We start from the raw sequence: 18,501 nt of genomic DNA on the forward strand, positions 1-18,501 counted from the left end.
CACCCCGCGGGCCCCCCCCCCCCGGCCCCCCCCCGGGGGGCCCGGCCCCCCCCCCCCCCCCCCCCCCCCGGGGGGGGGGGGGGCCTGGCCCCCCCCCGGCCCCGGGGGATGCTCCGGATCGACCGGAGCGGTGGATCAGATGGCCTGCGGAGCCAGCTTCGGGTTGACGCCGTGCTCGTTCGTCTCCTGCCGGCCGTCCGAGGCGAGGAAGACGAGCAGGACGATGGCGCCGACGAAGGGAACGAACCCGAACAGCAGCCACCAGCCCGAGCGGCCGGTGTCGTGCAGGCGGCGCACGCTGACCGCGAGCGACGGAACGAGAACCGCGAGGGTGTAGATGGAGACCAGGAACTCCACGCCGATGATCATGCCGACGATCAGCAGCACCAGGCTGATGACGAAGTTGATGAGCGTGAACATCCAGTACTCCTGGCGGCGCGCGCGTCCGCTGAAGCCTGCGTAGTTCTTGAGCACTGCCAGGTACCAGTTCATGGTGATTCCCCTCCCCGGGCCCCCGTTCGGGGCCGCCAACTTTCAGCCAAGCAAGCCGGAAAGTAAGCCACAAATAAGGAACGAGTCAAGGCAGGTTGACGCAAAGGGGAAACGTACATCCAGCTGCCGCACGACTGTGTCCATACTGTCGCTTAACAAGGTGGCTAGACATGCCAAAACACCTCGAAACATGCCTAGTTGCCTGTAAGGAACAGAACACCCGGAGGCTCCCGGCCCGGGATCAGGCCTCGGTGCCGCGTGATCGCGCCGGCGGCCGGCCGGCCGGAGCCGGCACGGTGGCCAGCAGCGCCTCGCCCGTCGCGTAGAGCTCGATCAGCAACGGCCGGAGCGCCCGGCCGCGTTCGGTCAGGGTGTAGGTCGTACGCACGGGGAATCCGCGCCGACGCTCCACCGACAGCAGACCGCGCTCGCCCAGTTCCGTGAGCCGCTGGCTGAGCACCTTCGCCGACAGCTCCGGCAGGCGCTCCCTCAGGCCGGAGAACCCGAGCGGGCCGCCCATGAGTTCGCGCAGCACCAGGGTGGTCCAGCGTCCCGACACCGCGGCGAGGGCCACCTCGACCGGACAGTCGGGCTCGGGACGGGCCGTGCGGCCACGGACGGTCGGCGTCAGTTCCCGGTCGGCGGCCACGTGGGTATCCGTTGGGTGACCCTCGTCGGCGGGCTGTTCACTGACGGCATGACGCATCGCGCCAGTGTGCATCCGACCACCGTGGCCGCCGAGCACCCGTACGTCCTGGAGCGGGCGTTCAACACCTTCGACCCCGAGAACGTCGACCGGCTGTACGAGGCGGACGCGCTGTTCGTCCCCCGGCCCGGCCACCCCACGGCCGGCCCGGACCGGATACCGGCCCACCGGGACTTCCTCGCGCTGCGCGTGCCGATCCGGGTGGCCCCGCGCCACACCTACGTCTCCGGCGACCTGGCACTCCTGATCGTCGACCGGGTCGTGGAGGACAGGGCGGCCCACGGCGGACAGGTCCGGATCGCGGGCACGGCGACGGACGTCGCCCGCCGAGGAAACGACGGGTTCTGGCGGTACGTCATCGACAACCCGTTCGGCACGGCGGACGGCCCGGAGCAGACCGGTCGCCCGACCGGGGTGGGCCCGGCGGACGCGGCCGCGGGGCCCACCTGAGCTGCCGGAACCGGTCAGTCCGCGATCGGCAGGTAGACGCGGTTGCCTGCCGCCGCGAACTCCTTCGACTTCTCGGCCATGCCCTCCTCGATCTCCTCCTGCGAACCGCCGTGCTGACGCCGGATGTCCTGGGAGATCTTCATCGAGCAGAACTTCGGCCCGCACATCGAGCAGAAGTGCGCCGTCTTCGCGGGCTCGGCCGGCAGCGTCTCGTCGTGGAACTCGCGGGCCGTGTCCGGGTCGAGGGCCAGGTTGAACTGGTCCTCCCACCGGAACTCGAACCGCGCGTCGGAGAGCGCGTCGTCCCACTCCTGGGCGCCCGGGTGCCCCTTGGCCAGGTCGGCCGCGTGGGCGGCGATCTTGTAGGTGATCACGCCCGTCTTCACGTCGTCCCGGTTCGGCAGCCCCAGGTGCTCCTTGGGCGTGACGTAGCAGAGCATCGCCGTGCCCCACCAGGCGATCATCGCGGCGCCGATGCCCGAGGTGATGTGGTCGTAGGCGGGCGCGACGTCCGTGGTCAGCGGGCCGAGCGTGTAGAACGGCGCCTCCTCGCAGATCTCCTGCTGGAGGTCGATGTTCTCCTTGATCTTGTGCATCGGGACGTGCCCGGGGCCCTCGATCATGGTCTGGACGCCGAACTGCTTGGCGATCGTGTTCAGCTCACCCAGCGTGCGCAGCTCGGCGAACTGCGCCTCGTCGTTGGCGTCCGCGATCGACCCGGGGCGCAGCCCGTCGCCGAGCGAGTACGTGACGTCGTACGACGCGAGGATCTCGCAGAGCTCCTCGAAGTGCTCGTAGAGGAACGACTCCTTGTGGTGCGCGAGGCACCAGGCCGCCATGATCGAGCCGCCGCGCGAGACGATCCCGGTCTTACGGCGGGCCGTCAGCGGGACGTACGGCAGGCGCACTCCTGCGTGCACCGTCATGTAGTCCACGCCCTGCTCGGCCTGTTCGATGACGGTGTCCTTGTAGATCTCCCAGGTCAGCTCCTCGGCGCGGCCGTCCACCTTCTCCAACGCCTGGTAGAGCGGCACCGTTCCGATCGGTACGGGGGAGTTGCGCAGCACCCATTCGCGGGTGGTGTGGATGTTGCGGCCGGTGGACAGGTCCATGACCGTGTCGGCGCCCCACTTGGTCGCCCAGGTCATCTTGTCCACCTCCTCCTCGATGGAGGAGGTGACGGCCGAGTTGCCGATGTTGGCGTTGACCTTCACCAGGAACCGCTTGCCGATGATCATCGGCTCGATCTCGGGGTGGTTGACGTTGGCCGGCAGCACCGCCCGGCCCGCCGCGATCTCCTCGCGTACGACCTCGGCCTCGACGTTCTCCCGGATCGCCACGTACTCCATCTCCGGGGTGATCTCCCCCCGGCGGGCGTACGCGAGCTGGGTGACGGGACGTCCGTCGCGGCTGCGGCGCGGCTGGCGCGGGCGACCGGGGAAGACGGCGTCGAGGTTGCGCAGCCCGCCGCGCGGCGAGGTGTGCTTGAGCCCGTCGTCCTCGGGGCGGACGGGCCGGCCCGCGTACTCGGCGGTGTCGCCGCGGGCGATGATCCAGTTCTCCCGCAGGGGCGCGAGGCCCCGGCGGACATCGGTGTCGATTCCGGGATCGGTGTACGGCCCCGACGTGTCGTACAGCGTCACGTCCTTGCCGTTGGTGAGGTGCACCTGTCGGACCGGCACCCGGAGGTCCGGGCGTGAGCCCTGGACGTACCCCTTGTGCCAGCCGATGGACTTCCCGGCCTCGTCGCCCTCGTTCTCGGCGTTCTGTTTCGAGGCAGGCGTGCGTGCGTCCGATGTGGTCATGAGACCTACTCCCTACGCCGGCATTACCCGGTAACAGGTTCGGCGGTCGGCGCAGCGTGTCCCGTACGGATGTACGGCGATCAGCGCCCTCTCAGCCCGGTGCTCCGAGCTCCCGCGTGTGCAAAGGTGCCTCCACGCTAGCGTCCTTTCCGGCGAGCTGACCAGAGGGCCCCTCTGTTCTTGCGATGATCGCCCCGTGACCTCCCCCCGAAACGACCCCGCACCCCAGCCGCCGTCCCCGGGCCACAGCCACGGCCACACGCACAGCCACGGACCCGCGGCCCCGGTCTCCCGGCACCTGCGCAAGGTCATCGCCGCCGTGCTGATCCCGTTCGCGACGGCGGTCGTCGTCGGCCTGATCGCGTTCTGGCCCGGCGGCGTACCCGACCACGAGCGCACCGGCGTCGGATTCGACCGCCAGACCCAGGACGGCAAGGTCGTCCAGGTCGTCCAGGTCGACTGCGCGGACGTCAACGCCGCACAGGTGCCCCCGACCGGCGACACCTCCACGCCCTCGGGGCGGGAGGCCGTCAACGAGCAGGAAGGGGAATGCGCGAAGGCCACCGTCGAGGTGACCAGCGGCGACGACAAGGGCCGCAGGTTCGTCGAGGTGGTCCAGCCGGACGCGCCCCGCCAGCTGAAGGAGAGTCAGGGCGTGGTCGTGGCGTACGCGCCGGACGCACCGCGCGACCTCCAGTACTCGGTGATCGATGTGAACCGGAAGATCCCGATGGCACTGCTGGCCGGGATCTTCGCCCTGGCGGTGGTCCTGGTCGGCCGGATGCGCGGGGTGATGGCGCTGGTGGCGCTGGCCGTGTCGTTTGCCGTGCTGACGCTGTTCATCCTGCCGGCGATCCTGCAGGGCTCGAATCCGCTGGTCGTGGCGGTGATCGGGGCCAGCGCGATCATGCTGGCGGCCCTCTACATGTGCCACGGTGTGACGGCCCGTACGTCGGTCGCGGTCATCGGCACGCTGATCTCGCTGCTGCTGATCGGGCTGCTGGGCTCCCTGTTCATCGGCTGGGCCAGTCTCAGCGGCAACACCGACGACAACACCGGTCTCATCAAGGGTCTCTACCCGGACATCGACATGAGCGGTCTGCTGCTGGCCGGTATCATCATCGGTTCGCTCGGGGTGCTCGACGATGTGACGGTCACCCAGACCTCCGCCGTCTGGGAACTGCACCAGGCCGACCCGGAGATGGGTTGGAAGGGGTTGTACCGGGCAGGTATCCGGATCGGGAGGGACCACATCGCCTCGGTCGTCAACACCCTGGTGCTGGCGTACGCGGGCGCGGCGCTGCCGCTGCTGCTGCTCTTCTCCATCGCCCAGAGCAGTGTGGGGACGGTGGCCAACAGCGAGCTGGTCGCCGAGGAGATCGTCCGCACGCTGGTCGGGTCGATCGGCCTGGTCGCCTCGGTGCCGGTGACCACGGTGCTCGCCGCCCTGGTCGTCTCCGCGGACCGCGCGGGGTCGGGCGGCACACCGGCGGCTACGGCCGCACCCGCACGAACCGGCCGGGGCCGCCGCCGTAAGACGGGGTGACGGGCCTCCGGGACGCGAGGGCGAGCCGCGGGGGACGAGCGGGCGGGGTGCGCCCGGTCAGCCGGCGTTCTGCTCCTCGGCGAGGATGCGGCCGAGCGCGTCCTCCAGGTTCCCGTCGAAGTCACCCAGCGTGTGTTCCTGGCCGAGTGGCACGAGCTTGTCCGTCCGGTCGAGAAACGCCACCAGCGGCGCCGTCCCCGCCCGGAACAGCGCACGGTCCGCGCCGACCTGAAGCCGGATGTGCACATCGCCGAGCCCCTCGGGCTCGGTCGGGCCGATGTGCACATCTCCGTCGCCGCTCGGGCTGTTGAGCCCGTCCAGCAGCAGTTCGCGGCCGAACGCCCAGGTCACAGGGGCATCGCCGGGCAGGTGGAACGTCATACGGATGGCGTACGGATCGCCGACCTCGTACCGGAGCTCCACCGGAATACGGAACGAGAGCTCCTCGGAGACGAGGAAGCTCATCATGACCTCTGCTTGAACCGACTCGCGCATCGTTCAACCCCGCAGTAGATGAAACTGGCCAGGAATGATCCCCCATGGCCCTATTGACGCCATCGTGGTGCACGCGATAGCAGATCACAAGGAGTGATTTTTCAGATACTGATAGAGAACACGAACGAACGCAAGAGGCTGGCGACTTCGCCACGTAGCTGTTCGACTGCGGGGAGCAACCGATCTTCCCGGTCCAAAGGTACGGAAATGGCCATCGCCGCAATGGTGGCACCGGCCGTGACCGGAATCGCGGCGCACACGGTCCCCAGTGCGTACTCCTGGCGTTCGATGACCGGTTCACCTCGTCGGAGGGTGCGCAGCCGTTCCAGAAGCGTGGCGCGATCTCGCACTGAGTAACGGGTGAGGGGCCGAACGGGGTGCCGGTCGAGGTGGTCCTCGCGGGCCCTCTCGTCGAGTTGGGCGAGCAGACACTGGCCGATGGCGTGCGCGTGGGCGTTCTCCCGGAACGATGCCCACTCCTCCACCGCAGGGGTGTCGGGAGCGTCCGCGACGGCGATCAGCTCGATCTCGCCGTCGCAGTAGACGGCGCAGTACACCGGCGTCCCGATGACGTCCCGCCAGTGGCCGAGGGAGTCGGCGACGGAGGTGGGGCGCGGGCCGCCCCTGACGCCCGGTGCGGCGGTCAGGTTCTCGGCGGCCGCACCGAAGTGGAAGACGCCGTTCTCGCGGCGGAGATAGCCCTCGTGGGTGAGGGTGCGCAGCAAGTGGTACGCGGTTGGAAGCGGAAGCCCCGCCTCCCGCGCCAGTTGCTTGGCGGGCGCCCCGTCCCGATGGGTGCCCACAGCCTCCAGCAGCCTCAACGCCCGCTGAACCGAACCGATCAACGTCGGGACAGCGGTGCTCGATGCCGTGGTCAAAGGTCACCCCCAGGCATGGTGACGGGCCATCAGCCCTCCCGTGGGGGCCGCCCCCACGGGCCTGCCGCGATCCCGAGGGCCGGAGGGGACCGGAGATCCGGTGACCGTGACCGGCGAGGACCGGTCCGGGCGCCGGCGATCGGAGGCCAACGACCGGACTGTCGCACCCAGGACCGATCAGGCGATCGAGCAGGGTGACGGAAGGTCACATTCCGGATAGCGGCAGCGTTTTGCCACTGTATCGGCCGCCTGCGGCAGACGGGTGGTTTCCTCCGGGACTTAGCTCTGCTGGGCTAATCCTCCCGGGCCGGAGCCGACCGTGCCGCTTCCTGCGGGCCCGGGCCGGACGGGGCAGGCCGGCCCCCGCGCCGGCCCGCGGTCCGTGTGCTACCAGTCACCGCGCGAGGACGACGACGACATGAACTTGCGGACGACGAAGATCAGTCCGCCGATCAGGACGACGAAGACCAGCGCCTTGAAAAGCAGGCTGATCACGAAGCCGACCACGCTGGCGATCAGACCGCCGAACACGAAGATCGCAATGACGGGCACCGCGATCCACTTCACCCACCAGGGCATTCCCGCGAATATCTCCCGCACGGCCATCGCCTCTACCTCGTCTCTCTGAGTCCTTGCCTCGATGCTAAAGGCGCGAAGGCCCCCGGCGGGGCGCAGCAGCCCCTTGAAGACCCCTGATCTCGCCCCTAGGGATCCCCGAGGAGGACGCGCGCTCCCGGAGGATCGGGAACGGGCGCCTCAGCCCTCCGGATCAGCCCTCCGGAGGCGAGAAGACGACCATCACCCGCAGGTCCTCGGTGATGTGGTGGAACTTGTGGGCCACGCCCGCGGGCACGTAGACGACACTCCCCCTGCCGACCTGTGTCGTCTCCATCCCCACCGTGATCGACGCACGCCCGCTGACGACGAAGTAGACCTCGTCCTGCTGGTGCGGCTGCTGCGGATCGAGTTCACCCGCGTCCAGGGCGTACAGGCCGACGGACATGTTGCGCTCCCGTACGAACTGCAGGTACGCGCCGTCGTTGGCGGCCCGCTCCGCCTCCAGCTCGTCCAGTCTGAATGCCTTCATGGCCCGTCCCGCCCCTTGTACCCGCGCTGTCGGCTGTGCCTGCACTGCCGGTGTCCACCACCGATCATGTCTGCCACGATCAGACACATGAAGAATTTCGTAGTCAAGACGATCGCCAACGCGGGTGCGCTGGCCGTGGCCATCTGGCTGATCGGCAACATCACGCTGGAGGGCGGCAGCACAGGTCGCAAGGTCCTCACCCTGATCCTGGTCGCGCTGATCTTCGGCCTGGTGAACTTCCTGGTGAAGCCGGTGGTCCAGCTGCTGACCCTCCCCCTGTTCATCCTGACGCTGGGGTTGATCACCCTGGTGGTCAACGCGCTGATGCTGCTGCTGACCTCCTGGCTGGCGGGCGTGTTCGATCTCAGCTTCCACGTGGAGGGTTTCTGGACGGCGGTGCTCGGCGGCCTGATCATCTCGGTCGTCTCCTGGGCGCTCAACGTCGTCCTGCCCGACGAGGACTGATACCGGGATCTGCCAGGAGGCCGCTCCGGAGCCTCTGAAAGAGTGCAGAGGACACCGGTCCACCACCGGGGGAGAACAGCGAAGGAGCAGGCATGAGCACCATGGGCGACGGAACGCGCGCGGTACGCGCCGGGCTTCCCGAACCGGAGCAGTTCGAGCCCACTCTGCCCGGCCCGGTCTTCGCCGCACACTTCCACCTCTCCGGCGAACCGGTGGGCCCGTACACCTACGGCCGTGACACCAATCCGACCTGGACTCATCTGGAGCGCGCCATCGGCGAGCTGGAGGCTCCCGGCGAGGAGGTGGGCACGACCGTGTTCGCCTCGGGCATGGCGGCGATCACCGCGGTGCTGCTCTCCCAGGTCCGCGCGGGCGACGCCGTGGTCCTGCCCGACGACGGCTACCAGGCGCTGCCCCTCGTACGGGAGCAGCTGGCGGCCTATGGGGTCGAGGTCCGGACCGCGCCGACCGGCGGCGACGCCCAGCTGGCGCTGCTGACCGGGGCGAAGCTGCTGTGGATCGAGAGCCCCTCCAACCCGGGTCTGGACGTCTGCGACATCCGGCGGCTGGTGGAGGCCGCGCACGCGGCGGGCGCCCTGGTCGCCGTCGACAACACCCTGGCCACCCCGATCGGCCAGCGCCCGCTGGAGCTGGGCGCCGACTTCTCGGTGGCCAGCGACACCAAGGGCATGACCGGCCACGGCGACATCCTGCTCGGCCATGTGACCTGCCGCGATCCCCGGCTGACGGCGGACGTGCAGCGCTGGCGCAAGGTCGTCGGGGCGATCCCCGGCCCGATGGAGGCCTGGCTCGCCCACCGCTCACTGGCCACCCTCCAGCTGCGCATCGACCGGCAGTGCACCACCGCCCTCGCCCTCGCCGAGGCACTGGCCAAGCGGACGGAGGTCACCGGCCTGCGCTATCCGGGGCTGCCCACCGACCCGTCGCACGCCGTCGCGTCGGGCCAGATGCGGCGCTTCGGGTCCGTGGTCTCCTTCGAGCTGGCTGACCGGGACACCGCGGAACGCTTCCTGTCCGCACTGCGCCTGGTCGACGACGCGACGAGCTTCGGCGGCGTCCGGTCCACCGCGGAGCGCCGGGGCCGCTGGGGCGGCGACGCCGTGGCGGAGGGCTTCATCCGCTTCTCGGTCGGCGCGGAGGACCCCGAGGACCTGCTCGCCGACGTCGAACAGGCGCTGGACACGGCGGTCCGGTAGGCCGGGGGAGTTTCAGACGGCCCTCCGCGGGCCACTCTCTTGCCATGACCGAACGTCCTGTGGTCAAGCGCACCGCACGCGCCGTCCTGCTCGACGGCGACGATCTCATCCTGATCAAGCGCACCAAGCCGGGAGTCGATCCGTACTGGCTCACGCCCGGCGGCGGGGTCGAGCCCGAGGACGCCACCGTCGTCGAGGCGCTGCATCGCGAGGTCGACGAGGAGCTCGGAGCCAAGATCGTCGACGTGGTTCCGTGCTTCGTCGACACCGTGGAGCACATCGCGGACGGCGGCGTGACGGGGGTGAAGGTCCAGCACTTCTTCGTCTGCCGACTGGCATCGATGGACCTCTCCCTGCGGCACGGCCCGGAGATCGACGAGCCCACCGGGGAGTACGAGATCGTGCGGGTGCCGTTCAGCCGGGTCGGAATCGCGGCCGTGCACCTCGTTCCGCTCTCCCTACGGCACTACCTGGACGGCAACATCGAGGGCGTACGCGCGATGCACGCCCCCGACCTGGGCTGACGTCCCTCTCGTCGGTCCTGTGCCCCGGCAGGTACTCCCCTCCGGGTACGCGCGGATACTCCCGCTGCCGGACGCCCCTCGGCGTCCGGCTCGGCATCGTGTTTCACGTGAAACCACTCAAGCGCCCCGTACGCCGAGGGCTCCTCGTCGCCCATGTCGCCGTCTCCGTCAGCTGGCTCGGCCTGACCGCGGGTCTGCTGACACTCGGCATCACCGCGTTCGCCACCGGAGATCCCGCCACCGCGGGTGCCGCCACCCGGGCCATGAAAATCTTCGGGGACTGGCTGGTGATCCCGTTGGCGCTGCTCGCCCTGGTGAGCGGCCTGGTGCTGGCGCTGGGCACTCCGTGGGGGCTGGCCCGGCACCGCTGGGTGTGGACCAAGTTCTGGCTGACCCTGATCACGACCGGATTGTCGATCTTCTCCCTGCGTCCCGGCATCGATGCGGCGGCCGCCGCCGGCGGGGCCGTGGACATCAATCTCGTGATCGCGCCGTCGGTGGCCACCGCCACCTATCTCTTCATCACCGCGATCTCGGTCCTCAAGCCCTGGGGGCTCACCCGCCGCGGCAGGCGGCTGCGGTTCTCGGCCAGTTCCGCGAAATCGGTGGACGGGCGATCACCCCGTCAGACAGCCTGACCCCATGCACAGCCCATCACCCCGCTCCCTCGTCGACCTGCCGATCCGGCGCCTGAACCGGGGAGATCTGATCCCCTGTGCCGACCTCTGCGAGGACCGCGGCTGGCCACGCGACGAACGCCGGTGGGGGCTGCTCCTCTCGGCCGGCACCGGGTACGGGATCGATGCCCCGGACGGCAAGGGCCTCGCGGCGACCTGCCTGACCATGCCGTACGGATCCGACTTCACGGCGGTCGGCATGCTGCTCGTCGCCGAACGCTACGCACGTCGGGGACTCGCCCGCCGGCTCATGCGGTATGTGATGGAGACGGTGGGCGACACCCCGCTCGCCCTGTACGCCACCGAGCAGGGGCAGCCGCTCTACGAGGACCTCGGCTTCTCCTCCGTGGGCCGGGCCGAACGCGTCGGCGGCCGGTTCGCAGCGGGCAGCCCCGACGACTCCCCCTCGGTCACAGCCTCGTCGATGCTTCCGCCCTCGGCCTCGTCCGTGACCACACGGCCTGCCGCGGCAGACGATCTGCAAGCGATGGTCCGGCTCGACCTCCCCGTGTTCGGCGCCGACCGGACGCATCTCCTCGCCCGGCTGCCCGCCTTCTCCGACCGGCTGCAGGTCGCCGAGGAGCACGGCGAACTGGTCGGCTACGCGGCGCTCTGGCCGAGCGGGCAGGCCGAGGTGGTGGGGCCACTGATCGCACGGGACACGGTCACCGCGCAGGACCTGATCGCGGCTCTGGCCGCCACCACGGACCGGCCGCTGCGGGCCGATGTCGACGCCCGCCACAAGGACCTGCTCGGCTGGCTGGCGGAGCACGGTCTTGAGCCCCTCACCCGGACCACCGTGATGACGTACGGCATCCCGGACCTGCCCGGTGACGCCGCCCGCAGGTTCGCCCCGCTCACGGTCGCGACGGGCTGACGTCGCCCAGCAGCCGCACCGCCTTGAGAGCGATGCGGCTGCTGGGGGGCTGCTGAGGTGGCAGGGCGGATCCTGGGGAGCGGGGTTCAGTGCCGGGCCGCCGCCACCGCGGTCGGCTCGGGGCTGCTCCCGGCGACGATCCTGCCCTTGTCGGTCTCCCGGCGCTCCAAGAGGCTGGAGAGCACCGCCAGGACCAGGGCCGAGGCGGCGAGCACGGCGCCGACCCAGTTGGGGGCGGTGTAGCCGAGACCGGCCGCGATGACGAGACCGCCGAGCCAGGCGGACAGGGCGTTACCGAGGTTGAAGGCACCGATGTTGACGGCGGAGGCCAGCGTCGGCGCACCCGCCGCCTGGTCGAGGACCCGCTTCTGCAGCGGAGGCACGGTCGCGAAGCCCAGGGCACCGATCAGGACGATGCTCACGGCTGCGGCGATCTTGTTGTGGGCGGTCACGGTGAACAGGCCGAGGACCAGGGCGAGCGCGCCGAGCGAGACGTAGAGCAGGGGCATCAGACGGCGGTCGGCGAACCTGCCGCCGATCAGGTTGCCGCCGACCATGCCGAGGCCGAAGAGGACCAGCAGCCAGGTGACGGACGAGGCTGAGTAGCCGGCGATCTCGGTCATCATCGGGGTGATGTAGGTGATCGCGGCGAAGACCCCGCCGAAGCCCAGGACCGTCATGGCCATCGCCAGCAGGACCTGGACGTTGCGGAACGCGGCCAGCTCGTGGCGGATGCGTACGCCTTCCGCCTTGGGCTGCTCCGGCACGAGCTTCGCGACGCCGAGCAGTCCTACGACACCCAGGGCGGCGACGACGAGGAACGTGGTCCGCCAGCCCGCGGTCTGTCCGAGATACGTGCCGAGCGGCACACCGACGACGTTGGCGACGGTGAGGCCCGTGAACATCATGGCGATGGCCCCGGCCTTCTTCTGCGGGGCGACCAGATCGGCCGCGACCACCGAGCCGATGCCGAAGAAGGCACCGTGCGCGAGGGAGGCGATCACCCGTCCGGCGAGCATGACGCCGAAGACCGGGGCGAGCGCGGACACGAGGTTGCCCACGATGAACAGCCCCATGAGGAGCATCAGCATGCGCTTACGGGTGACGCGGGTGCCGAGCAGCGTCATCAGCGGGGCTCCGACGACCACACCGAGCGCGTAGCCGGTCACCAGGAAGCCCGCGGTCGGGATCGAGACCTGGAAGTCACCGGCGACCTCGGGCAGCAGCCCCATGATCACGAATTCGGTCGTCCCGATCCCGAATGCCCCGATGGCGAGGGCGAGGAGCGCGAGCGGCATGGGTTTCACCTTCCCTGAAGATTGCGTCTGCGCCTTACGAGCGCCCACAATAATTGCATACGCTGGTTAATTGCAAACGCGGGCTATTGTGAATGTCCCCTATCCTGGAGTCAGGCAGCTCCCGCACGGAGGAGAGAGACATGACAGCGACCGACCCCGCCCTGACCGCCATCGCCCAGAGCTGGTGCACGCTCTCCCTGCTCCACGGGAAGATCGAGGCCCGTATCGAGCGGGCCCTCCAGGCCGGCCACGGGCTCAGCGCCCGGGAGTACTCCCTGCTCGACGTGTTGAGCCGGCAGCACAACGGCGTCGGCGGACACCTCCAGATGAAGCAGGTCGCCGACGCCGTCGTCCTCAGCCAGAGCGCCACCACCCGGCTCGTCACCCGGCTCGAGGACCGTGGCCTGCTGACCCGCTACCTGTGCGACACCGACCGCCGGGGCATCTACACCGACGTCACCGAGGCCGGGCTCACGCTGCTGGAGGCCGCCCGGCCGACGAACGACAGCGCACTGCGGGCGGCCCTGGACGAGGCGGCGGAGAACCCGGAGCTCGCCCCGCTGGTCAGGGCCGTCGAAGAGCTGAAGGTCCCGGTCTGACCGACCCTGACATCCCCCGCGCCCGCCTTAAGATGCCGATCATGAGCGATCTCGAAATACGTCCCGCCACTCCGGAGGACCTGCCCGCGGTCGTCGCGATGCTCGCCGACGATCCTCTGGGCGCGCAACGAGAGTCACCGGACGACCTCACCCCGTATCAGGAAGCGCTCCAGCGGCTGGCCGACGACCCGAACCAGCACGTGGTCGTCGCCGTCCGCCAGGACTGCGTCGTCGGCACCCTGCAGCTGACCATCATCCCGGGGCTGTCCCGCCGGGGCTCGACGCGCTCGATCATCGAGGGCGTCCGCATCCACGGCGACGAGCGCGGCAGCGGCCTCGGCACCCAGCTCATCCAGTGGGCGGTGGACGAATCCCGCCGCCAGGACTGCCAGTTGGTGCAGCTGACCTCGGATGTCACCCGCGAGGACGCGCACCGCTTCTACGAGCGGCTCGGCTTCACGGCGAGCCATGTGGGCTTCAAGCTGGCGCTCTGACAGAAGGAGAGCGGGTGGGTGTTTCACGTGAACCCCCCCCCCCCTCTCTGCGCCCCGGAGCTCAGTCGCCGAGCCCGCGCCACCCCTCCGCGTCCACGCCACCGGGCACGGCCGACCCCGCCTCGTACGGCTCTCGCGTGAAGACGAACGAGCCAAGGTCGAGGTGGTCCACCGAGCCGTCGTCCTTGCGTACGACGCGCAGGGTCTCCCCCGCGTAGTAGCCGTTCTGGCCGATCCAGGTGCCGTCCGGCCGGTACGTGAAGGCAGCGCCGCGCCCCTTCCCGCCGAGCGGCGTGAGCTGCAGGCCCCGGTCCCCCGTGAGCCTCAGCGTGAAGGGGTTGGTGCCCCAGTGCCAGACACCGGTCAGCGCGAGCAGCTCGTCGTCCAACTCGGGCAGCGGACGCCAGGGCTCCGGGATCCGTGGCTCGGCCTCGACGACGATGTTCAGGAGTTCGGCGGCCACCGTCGCGGCTGGCAGCCCGGAAGTGGCATTGGCGAGGACGACCGCCGCCACATCCTCCTCCTCGCACACCCAGAGGCTGGCGACGAACCCGGGAAGCGATCCCGTGTGCCCGAAGAGCACGCGCCCCTCGCCCCCGACGATCTGGAGTCCGAGGCCGTAACCACTGCCGCCGGTCTCGACCGGGGCGGCGGGCGTGCGCATCTCCCGTACGGAGGAAGCCGAGAGGACCCGGTCGTCGCCCTCGGTCAGGAAGGCGGCGAAGCGCAGCAGGTCCTCAGCGGTGGACCAGAGCTGACCGGCGGGCGCCATGATCCCGAGGTCCTCCGCGGGCTCGCTCAGCATGACGTCGGCCCAGGGGTGGACGGCCCAGCCTCCCGCGTGCGGTGCCACGGGGCCGCTCGTCGTGCGGAGCATGCCCAGCGGTTCCAGGATCTCGCGGCGCAGCGCCTCCTCCCAGGCGACACCGCGTACCGCTTCCACCAGCGAACCGAGCAAGGTGTACCCCGGGTTGGAGTAGTGGTGGCGATGACCGGTCGGATGCGTCATCGGCCGGTCGCCCAGCACGTCGGCGAGCTCGGGCCGCAGGTGGCCGGGCGTCCGCTCCCACCAGGGCGCGGGAGCTTCGGCGCCCAGACCCGCGCTGTGGCACAGCAGCTGAAAGACGGTCACCCCGCCCACGCCCGTACCGGGGAGGTGCTTCTCCAGGGGATCGTCCAGATCGATCAGGCCCTCGTCCCGCAGCCGCAGGACCAGAACGGCCGTGAACGTCTTGGTGATGGAGCCGATCCGGTACTGCGTGTCGGCATCGGGAGCATGCCCCTCGACGCACGTACGCGCCCCGCTCCAGGCCGTACGCCCCTGCCGCCCCACCGCTGCCACCAGGGACGGCGCACGGCCGTCCCGCTGCGCGACGGCGATGCGGTGCAACAGGGCCCGTTGCGTACTGGGGAGCAGGTCTTCGCCGGTAGAAGTCATGGACCCACTCCTATCCCACGGGCCGCTCGCTGACGAACCCATTTCCGCGGGAAGGGCCCGCGCTCACAACGCGTCGAGGAATCCCCTGACCGCAGCGGCGAATTCCACCGGCACGGTCCCGTGGACGGTGTGCCCGGCCGGGAGCTCGACGAGGCCGGTACGAGGACGCCGTGCCGCCATCCTCCTCGCGTGCTCGGCGCTCAGGACCGCGCTGCGGCTGCCGCGGACCAGCAGGGCCGGGCAGTCGCCGGCCAGCCAGTCGTCCCAGTGGTCCCCGTTGAGAAGGCGCTGCGAGGCATTCATGTCCTGCGGATCGAAGGCCAGACCCCAGCCGTCCGGATGCTCGCGCACGGCGTCCATGAGGTACGCCGCCGATGGACCGAGCGCCTCCAACAGCCCGGACCGTGTCGGTACGCGATGCGGCCAGGACAGCGCGAAGGACAGGTCGTCGTCGACCTCGGCCCCGACGTCCTCGACGATCAGCGCGTCCACCAGCCCCGGGTGCCGGGCCGCGAGCTGGTAGGCGTTGACGCCGCCGAGGGAGTGCCCGAGCACGACCGCACCTCCGATGCCCAGATGCTCCAGCACGGCGGCGGCATCCTCGACGTAGCCGGAGCGGGAGTAGTCGGCGGCACGGTCGGAATGACCGTGTCCCCGCTGGTCGAGCGCCACGATCCGCCAGGAGGCGCCCAGTTCACCGGCGAGATGCGTGAACGTACGCCCCTCTCCGAAGTGCCCGTGCAGAGCCAGCAGAGGACGCCCCCGCCCGCCGAAGTCGAGGAAGGAGAGCCGCCGCCCGGCTGCATCCATGGCGCCGCGCTCCGGCTCGGGTGGTGTCATCGGGGTCACGACCGCCAGTATGAGAACTGCATGACGCAAGGTCAGTTGGACGGTGACCGCGACCCCGTTGCGGGTGCCGTCGCCCGGCAGAACGCCGGCACCGTCGCTCCGGCAGCCGCCGTAGCGCGACGAACTCCCGAAAAGGAAGATCCACCATTCCCACCAAGACCGTGCAGATCCCCACCCCGGACGGCCTGGCCGACGCCTTCGCCGCGTATCCCGAGAACGGCGATCGGCATCCAGGGGTGCTGATGTACGCGGACGCCTTCGGCATCCGGCCCACGATCCGGGAGATGGCCAGCGAACTGGCCGGGCACGGGTACTACGTGCTCGTCCCCAACTTCTTCTACCGGGAAGGGCCCACACCGGTCATCGACCTTCCCGGCCACATCAAAGAAGCGGACCGGGACGCGCTCGTCGCCCGGTTGATGCCCCTGATCAAGGGCCTCACCCCAGAACGCGTCCTGAGCGACGCCGACGCCTACCTCAGCTTCCTCACGGTCCAGCCCGAGGTGAGCGCCGGACCGGTCGCGGTGACCGGCTACTGCATCGGCGGCCTCCTGGCGACACGCACCGCGGCCGCCCGCCCCGGCCAGGTGGCCGCCCTCGCCGCGTTCCACGCCCCCGTCGCCGCCGACGGGCGCGAGAGCCTGCTCCGCCTCACCGCCGACGTCCACTTCGGCCATGCGGCGACGGACATCACCCCCGAGGCACTCGGCGAGCTGAACGAGTCCCTGGACACCGCGGGGATCTCCTACACCTCGGAGATCTACCCCGGCACCGTCCACGGCTTCACCATGTCCGACACCGACGCCTTCGACCCGGCCGGCCTACGGCTCCACTGGGACCGCCTGCTTCCGCTCCTCAGCCGGGGCCTGACGAAGCGCTGAGCCTGCTCAGGTCTGCGCCATGTCCACGAAGCGGGAGTAGTGGCCCTGGAAGGCCACGGTGATGGTGGCCGTGGGGCCGTTACGGTGCTTGCCGACGATGATGTCGGCCTCGCCCGCGCGCGGGGACTCCTTCTCGTACGCGTCCTCGCGGTGCAGCAGGATGACCATGTCGGCGTCCTGCTCGATGGAGCCGGACTCACGCAGGTCGGACACCATCGGCTTCTTGTCCGTACGCTGCTCGGGGCCTCGGTTCAGCTGCGAGAGCGCGATCACCGGGACCTCCAGCTCCTTGGCCAGCAGCTTCAAGTTTCGGGACATGTCCGAAACCTCCTGCTGACGGCTCTCGGACCGCTTCGACCCACCGGCCTGCATCAGCTGCAGATAGTCGATGATCACGAGCTTGATGTCGTTGCGCTGCTTGAGCCGGCGGCACTTCGCGCGGATCTCCATCATCGACAGGTTGGGGGAGTCGTCGATGTAGAGCGGAGCGGCCGAGACCTCGGGCATCCGGCGCGCGAGCCGCGTCCAGTCCTCGTCCGTCATCGTGCCGGACCGCATGTGGTGCAGGGCCACCCGCGCCTCGGCCGACAGCAGACGCATCGCGATCTCGTTGCGACCCATTTCGAGGGAGAAGATGACGCTGGGCAGGTTGTTCTTGATCGACGCGGCGCGCGCGAAGTCCAGCGCCAGCGTGGACTTGCCCATGGCGGGACGGGCCGCGATGACGATCATCTGGCCGGGGTGCATGCCGTTCGTCAGGGCGTCGAGGTCCGTGAAGCCCGTCGGCACACCGGTCATCTCACCGCTGCGCGAGCCGATGGCCTCGATCTCGTCGAGCGCGCCCTCCATGATGTCGCCGAGCGGGAGGTAGTCCTCGCTGGTGCGCTGCTCGGTGACCGCGTAGATCTCGGCCTGGGCGGAGTTGACGATCTCGTCGACGTCCCCGTCGGCCGCGTATCCCATCTGCGTGATCTTCGTGCCCGCCTCGACCAGCCGCCGGAGCACCGCCCGCTCGTGGACGATCTCCGCGTAGTACGAGGCGTTGGCCGCGGTCGGCACGGACTGCACCAGGGTGTGCAGATACGGGGCTCCGCCGACCTTGGTGATCTCTCCGCGCTTCACCAGTTCGGCGGCGACCGTGATCGGGTCGGCCGGCTCGCCCTTGGCGTAGAGGTCGAGGATCGCCGAGTAGACGGTCTCGTGGGCGGGGCGGTAGAAGTCGTGCCCCTTGATGATCTCCACGACGTCCGCGATGGCGTCCTTGGACAGCAGCATGCCGCCGAGCACCGACTGCTCGGCGTCGAGGTCCTGCGGCGGCACCCGCTCGAAGCTGGGCGCACCGCCTTCCCATGCCTCGTCCGAACCGCGGTCGTGGCGGTCCTCGCGCCCCTTGCGGTCCCCTCGACGCTGGCGGGAGACAGGCAGACGGTCCCCGGGACCGGTCTCGGTCCAGGGGTCGTCCAAAGGCTCGGGAATGCTCACCGGGCCGCCTCCTCCCGTCCGCATCGCGGACCTAGCCGTGCCACTCTTTCTTACGGCACGGCACCGACAAACAGGTCGCCCGACTCCACTTCCGGCGCGTCTGGTTCGGTGGATTCCGATGCCGGAACGGAGTGCGGGCGCCGCACCACGGTAGGCCCCTCCGCACCGTCAGCCAATCTGGTTATCCACAGGGCATGTGGACGACGGACCAGATGCTGTGGAGAACCGTGCCGAACCTGTG

General features: G+C 69.8%; 21 protein-coding genes. 10 read left to right on the top strand and 11 right to left on the bottom strand.

What is annotated here, in order from left to right; translation table 11 throughout:
- Positions 1 to 135 precede the first annotated feature (135 nt).
- Together JS521_RS01735 and JS521_RS01740 are read right to left on the bottom strand one after the other, a co-directional pair.
- Positions 136 to 492, bottom strand: a complete 357-nt coding sequence (locus JS521_RS01735) for a DUF805 domain-containing protein (RefSeq protein ID WP_205080928.1) — start codon at positions 490 to 492, stop codon at positions 136 to 138.
- A 241-nt stretch (positions 493 to 733) separates the two neighbouring features.
- Positions 734 to 1,141 carry a winged helix-turn-helix transcriptional regulator gene (locus tag JS521_RS01740; protein WP_307847736.1) on the bottom strand — a complete coding sequence of 136 codons (408 nt, stop codon included), beginning with the start codon at positions 1,139 to 1,141 and terminating at the stop codon, positions 734 to 736.
- Between the two features lie 48 nt (positions 1,142 to 1,189).
- Here JS521_RS01740 and JS521_RS01745 point away from each other — a divergent pair, with 48 nt between their 5' ends.
- Positions 1,190 to 1,648: a YybH family protein gene (locus JS521_RS01745; RefSeq protein WP_205080929.1), complete on the top strand. Its 459-nt coding sequence runs from the start codon at positions 1,190 to 1,192 to the stop codon at positions 1,646 to 1,648.
- Between the two features lie 14 nt (positions 1,649 to 1,662).
- On the opposite strand, the gene thiC is transcribed toward JS521_RS01745, so the two are convergent.
- Positions 1,663 to 3,453, bottom strand: coding sequence for a phosphomethylpyrimidine synthase ThiC (gene thiC, locus JS521_RS01750; protein WP_205080930.1), 1,791 nt, complete (start codon positions 3,451 to 3,453; stop codon positions 1,663 to 1,665).
- A gap of 196 nt (positions 3,454 to 3,649) precedes the next feature.
- Between thiC and JS521_RS01755 the strand changes: the two genes are divergently transcribed.
- Entirely contained in the window at positions 3,650 to 4,999 is a 1,350-nt protein-coding gene (locus tag JS521_RS01755) for a YibE/F family protein (RefSeq protein ID WP_205080931.1), read from the top strand.
- A 57-nt stretch (positions 5,000 to 5,056) separates the two neighbouring features.
- Here the strand turns inward: JS521_RS01755 and JS521_RS01760 are convergent, their stop codons facing one another.
- The 4 genes from JS521_RS01760 to JS521_RS01775 form a co-directional block, all read right to left on the bottom strand.
- Complete coding sequence (locus JS521_RS01760; RefSeq protein ID WP_024263706.1) at positions 5,057 to 5,494, bottom strand: SsgA family sporulation/cell division regulator; 438 nt, start codon at positions 5,492 to 5,494, stop codon at positions 5,057 to 5,059.
- Positions 5,495 to 5,595: 101 nt separating this feature from the next.
- Positions 5,596 to 6,372 carry an IclR family transcriptional regulator gene (locus JS521_RS01765; protein WP_307847737.1) on the bottom strand — a complete coding sequence of 259 codons (777 nt, stop codon included), beginning with the start codon at positions 6,370 to 6,372 and terminating at the stop codon, positions 5,596 to 5,598.
- Positions 6,373 to 6,759: 387 nt separating this feature from the next.
- On the bottom strand, positions 6,760 to 6,972 hold the full coding sequence (locus JS521_RS01770) for a DUF5326 family protein (protein ID WP_205080932.1): 213 nt from the start codon (positions 6,970 to 6,972) through the stop codon (positions 6,760 to 6,762).
- A 169-nt stretch (positions 6,973 to 7,141) separates the two neighbouring features.
- Positions 7,142 to 7,459, bottom strand: a complete 318-nt coding sequence (locus JS521_RS01775) for a cupin domain-containing protein (protein WP_006126030.1) — start codon at positions 7,457 to 7,459, stop codon at positions 7,142 to 7,144.
- Between the two features lie 87 nt (positions 7,460 to 7,546).
- Between JS521_RS01775 and JS521_RS01780 the strand changes: the two genes are divergently transcribed.
- The 5 genes from JS521_RS01780 to JS521_RS01800 all read left to right on the top strand — a co-directional run bounded on the left by JS521_RS01780 (position 7,547) and on the right by JS521_RS01800 (position 11,219).
- Positions 7,547 to 7,924 carry a phage holin family protein gene (locus tag JS521_RS01780; RefSeq protein ID WP_205080933.1) on the top strand — a complete coding sequence of 126 codons (378 nt, stop codon included), beginning with the start codon at positions 7,547 to 7,549 and terminating at the stop codon, positions 7,922 to 7,924.
- Between the two features lie 92 nt (positions 7,925 to 8,016).
- Positions 8,017 to 9,141, top strand: coding sequence for a cystathionine gamma-lyase (locus tag JS521_RS01785; RefSeq protein ID WP_205080934.1), 1,125 nt, complete (start codon positions 8,017 to 8,019; stop codon positions 9,139 to 9,141).
- 44 nt (positions 9,142 to 9,185) lie between these two features.
- The gene (locus JS521_RS01790) at positions 9,186 to 9,665 is read left to right on the top strand and encodes an NUDIX domain-containing protein (RefSeq protein ID WP_030077302.1); all 480 of its coding nucleotides are present in this window, start codon (positions 9,186 to 9,188) and stop codon (positions 9,663 to 9,665) included.
- 107 nt (positions 9,666 to 9,772) lie between these two features.
- The gene (locus JS521_RS01795) at positions 9,773 to 10,303 is read left to right on the top strand and encodes a DUF2269 domain-containing protein (protein WP_205080935.1); all 531 of its coding nucleotides are present in this window, start codon (positions 9,773 to 9,775) and stop codon (positions 10,301 to 10,303) included.
- 4 nt (positions 10,304 to 10,307) lie between these two features.
- A complete protein-coding gene (locus JS521_RS01800; protein WP_205080936.1) occupies positions 10,308 to 11,219 on the top strand; it encodes a GNAT family N-acetyltransferase in 912 nt (303 codons plus the stop codon).
- An 86-nt stretch (positions 11,220 to 11,305) separates the two neighbouring features.
- Here the strand turns inward: JS521_RS01800 and JS521_RS01805 are convergent, their stop codons facing one another.
- Complete coding sequence (locus JS521_RS01805; protein WP_205080937.1) at positions 11,306 to 12,517, bottom strand: MFS transporter; 1,212 nt, start codon at positions 12,515 to 12,517, stop codon at positions 11,306 to 11,308.
- Between the two features lie 140 nt (positions 12,518 to 12,657).
- On the opposite strand from JS521_RS01805, the gene JS521_RS01810 reads away from it, so the two are divergent.
- Positions 12,658 to 13,116, top strand: coding sequence for a MarR family winged helix-turn-helix transcriptional regulator (locus JS521_RS01810; protein ID WP_205080938.1), 459 nt, complete (start codon positions 12,658 to 12,660; stop codon positions 13,114 to 13,116).
- 41 nt (positions 13,117 to 13,157) lie between these two features.
- Complete coding sequence (locus tag JS521_RS01815) at positions 13,158 to 13,610, top strand: GNAT family N-acetyltransferase (RefSeq protein WP_205080939.1); 453 nt, start codon at positions 13,158 to 13,160, stop codon at positions 13,608 to 13,610.
- Positions 13,611 to 13,671: 61 nt separating this feature from the next.
- On the opposite strand, the gene JS521_RS01820 is transcribed toward JS521_RS01815, so the two are convergent.
- Positions 13,672 to 15,048, bottom strand: a complete 1,377-nt coding sequence (locus JS521_RS01820) for a serine hydrolase domain-containing protein (protein ID WP_205080940.1) — start codon at positions 15,046 to 15,048, stop codon at positions 13,672 to 13,674.
- 63 nt (positions 15,049 to 15,111) lie between these two features.
- Positions 15,112 to 15,888 carry an alpha/beta fold hydrolase gene (locus JS521_RS01825; protein ID WP_205080967.1) on the bottom strand — a complete coding sequence of 259 codons (777 nt, stop codon included), beginning with the start codon at positions 15,886 to 15,888 and terminating at the stop codon, positions 15,112 to 15,114.
- 170 nt (positions 15,889 to 16,058) lie between these two features.
- On the opposite strand from JS521_RS01825, the gene JS521_RS01830 reads away from it, so the two are divergent.
- Entirely contained in the window at positions 16,059 to 16,778 is a 720-nt protein-coding gene (locus JS521_RS01830) for a dienelactone hydrolase family protein (RefSeq protein WP_307847739.1), read from the top strand.
- Positions 16,779 to 16,784: 6 nt separating this feature from the next.
- On the opposite strand, the gene dnaB is transcribed toward JS521_RS01830, so the two are convergent.
- Complete coding sequence (dnaB, locus tag JS521_RS01835; protein ID WP_205080941.1) at positions 16,785 to 18,260, bottom strand: replicative DNA helicase; 1,476 nt, start codon at positions 18,258 to 18,260, stop codon at positions 16,785 to 16,787.
- Positions 18,261 to 18,501: the final 241 nt, after the last annotated feature.

Source organism: Streptomyces durocortorensis (assembly GCF_016901035.1).
GTDB classification, from domain to species: domain Bacteria; phylum Actinomycetota; class Actinomycetes; order Streptomycetales; family Streptomycetaceae; genus Streptomyces; species Streptomyces durocortorensis.

Excerpts from the sequence above, each read along its gene's own strand:
- JS521_RS01735 (WP_205080928.1), bottom strand. The coding sequence starts at position 492 with ATGAACTGGTACCTGGCAGTGCTCAAGAACTACGCAGGCTTCAGCGGA.
- JS521_RS01745 (WP_205080929.1), top strand. The coding sequence starts at position 1,190 with ATGACGCATCGCGCCAGTGTGCATCCGACCACCGTGGCCGCCGAGCAC.
- thiC (WP_205080930.1), bottom strand. The coding sequence starts at position 3,453 with ATGACCACATCGGACGCACGCACGCCTGCCTCGAAACAGAACGCCGAG.
- JS521_RS01760 (WP_024263706.1), bottom strand. The coding sequence starts at position 5,494 with ATGCGCGAGTCGGTTCAAGCAGAGGTCATGATGAGCTTCCTCGTCTCC.
- JS521_RS01775 (WP_006126030.1), bottom strand. The coding sequence starts at position 7,459 with ATGAAGGCATTCAGACTGGACGAGCTGGAGGCGGAGCGGGCCGCCAAC.
- JS521_RS01780 (WP_205080933.1), top strand. The coding sequence starts at position 7,547 with ATGAAGAATTTCGTAGTCAAGACGATCGCCAACGCGGGTGCGCTGGCC.
- JS521_RS01785 (WP_205080934.1), top strand. The coding sequence starts at position 8,017 with ATGAGCACCATGGGCGACGGAACGCGCGCGGTACGCGCCGGGCTTCCC.
- JS521_RS01790 (WP_030077302.1), top strand. The coding sequence starts at position 9,186 with ATGACCGAACGTCCTGTGGTCAAGCGCACCGCACGCGCCGTCCTGCTC.
- JS521_RS01800 (WP_205080936.1), top strand. The coding sequence starts at position 10,308 with ATGCACAGCCCATCACCCCGCTCCCTCGTCGACCTGCCGATCCGGCGC.
- JS521_RS01805 (WP_205080937.1), bottom strand. The coding sequence starts at position 12,517 with ATGCCGCTCGCGCTCCTCGCCCTCGCCATCGGGGCATTCGGGATCGGG.
- JS521_RS01810 (WP_205080938.1), top strand. The coding sequence starts at position 12,658 with ATGACAGCGACCGACCCCGCCCTGACCGCCATCGCCCAGAGCTGGTGC.
- JS521_RS01815 (WP_205080939.1), top strand. The coding sequence starts at position 13,158 with ATGAGCGATCTCGAAATACGTCCCGCCACTCCGGAGGACCTGCCCGCG.
- JS521_RS01820 (WP_205080940.1), bottom strand. The coding sequence starts at position 15,048 with ATGACTTCTACCGGCGAAGACCTGCTCCCCAGTACGCAACGGGCCCTG.
- JS521_RS01825 (WP_205080967.1), bottom strand. The coding sequence starts at position 15,888 with ATGACACCACCCGAGCCGGAGCGCGGCGCCATGGATGCAGCCGGGCGG.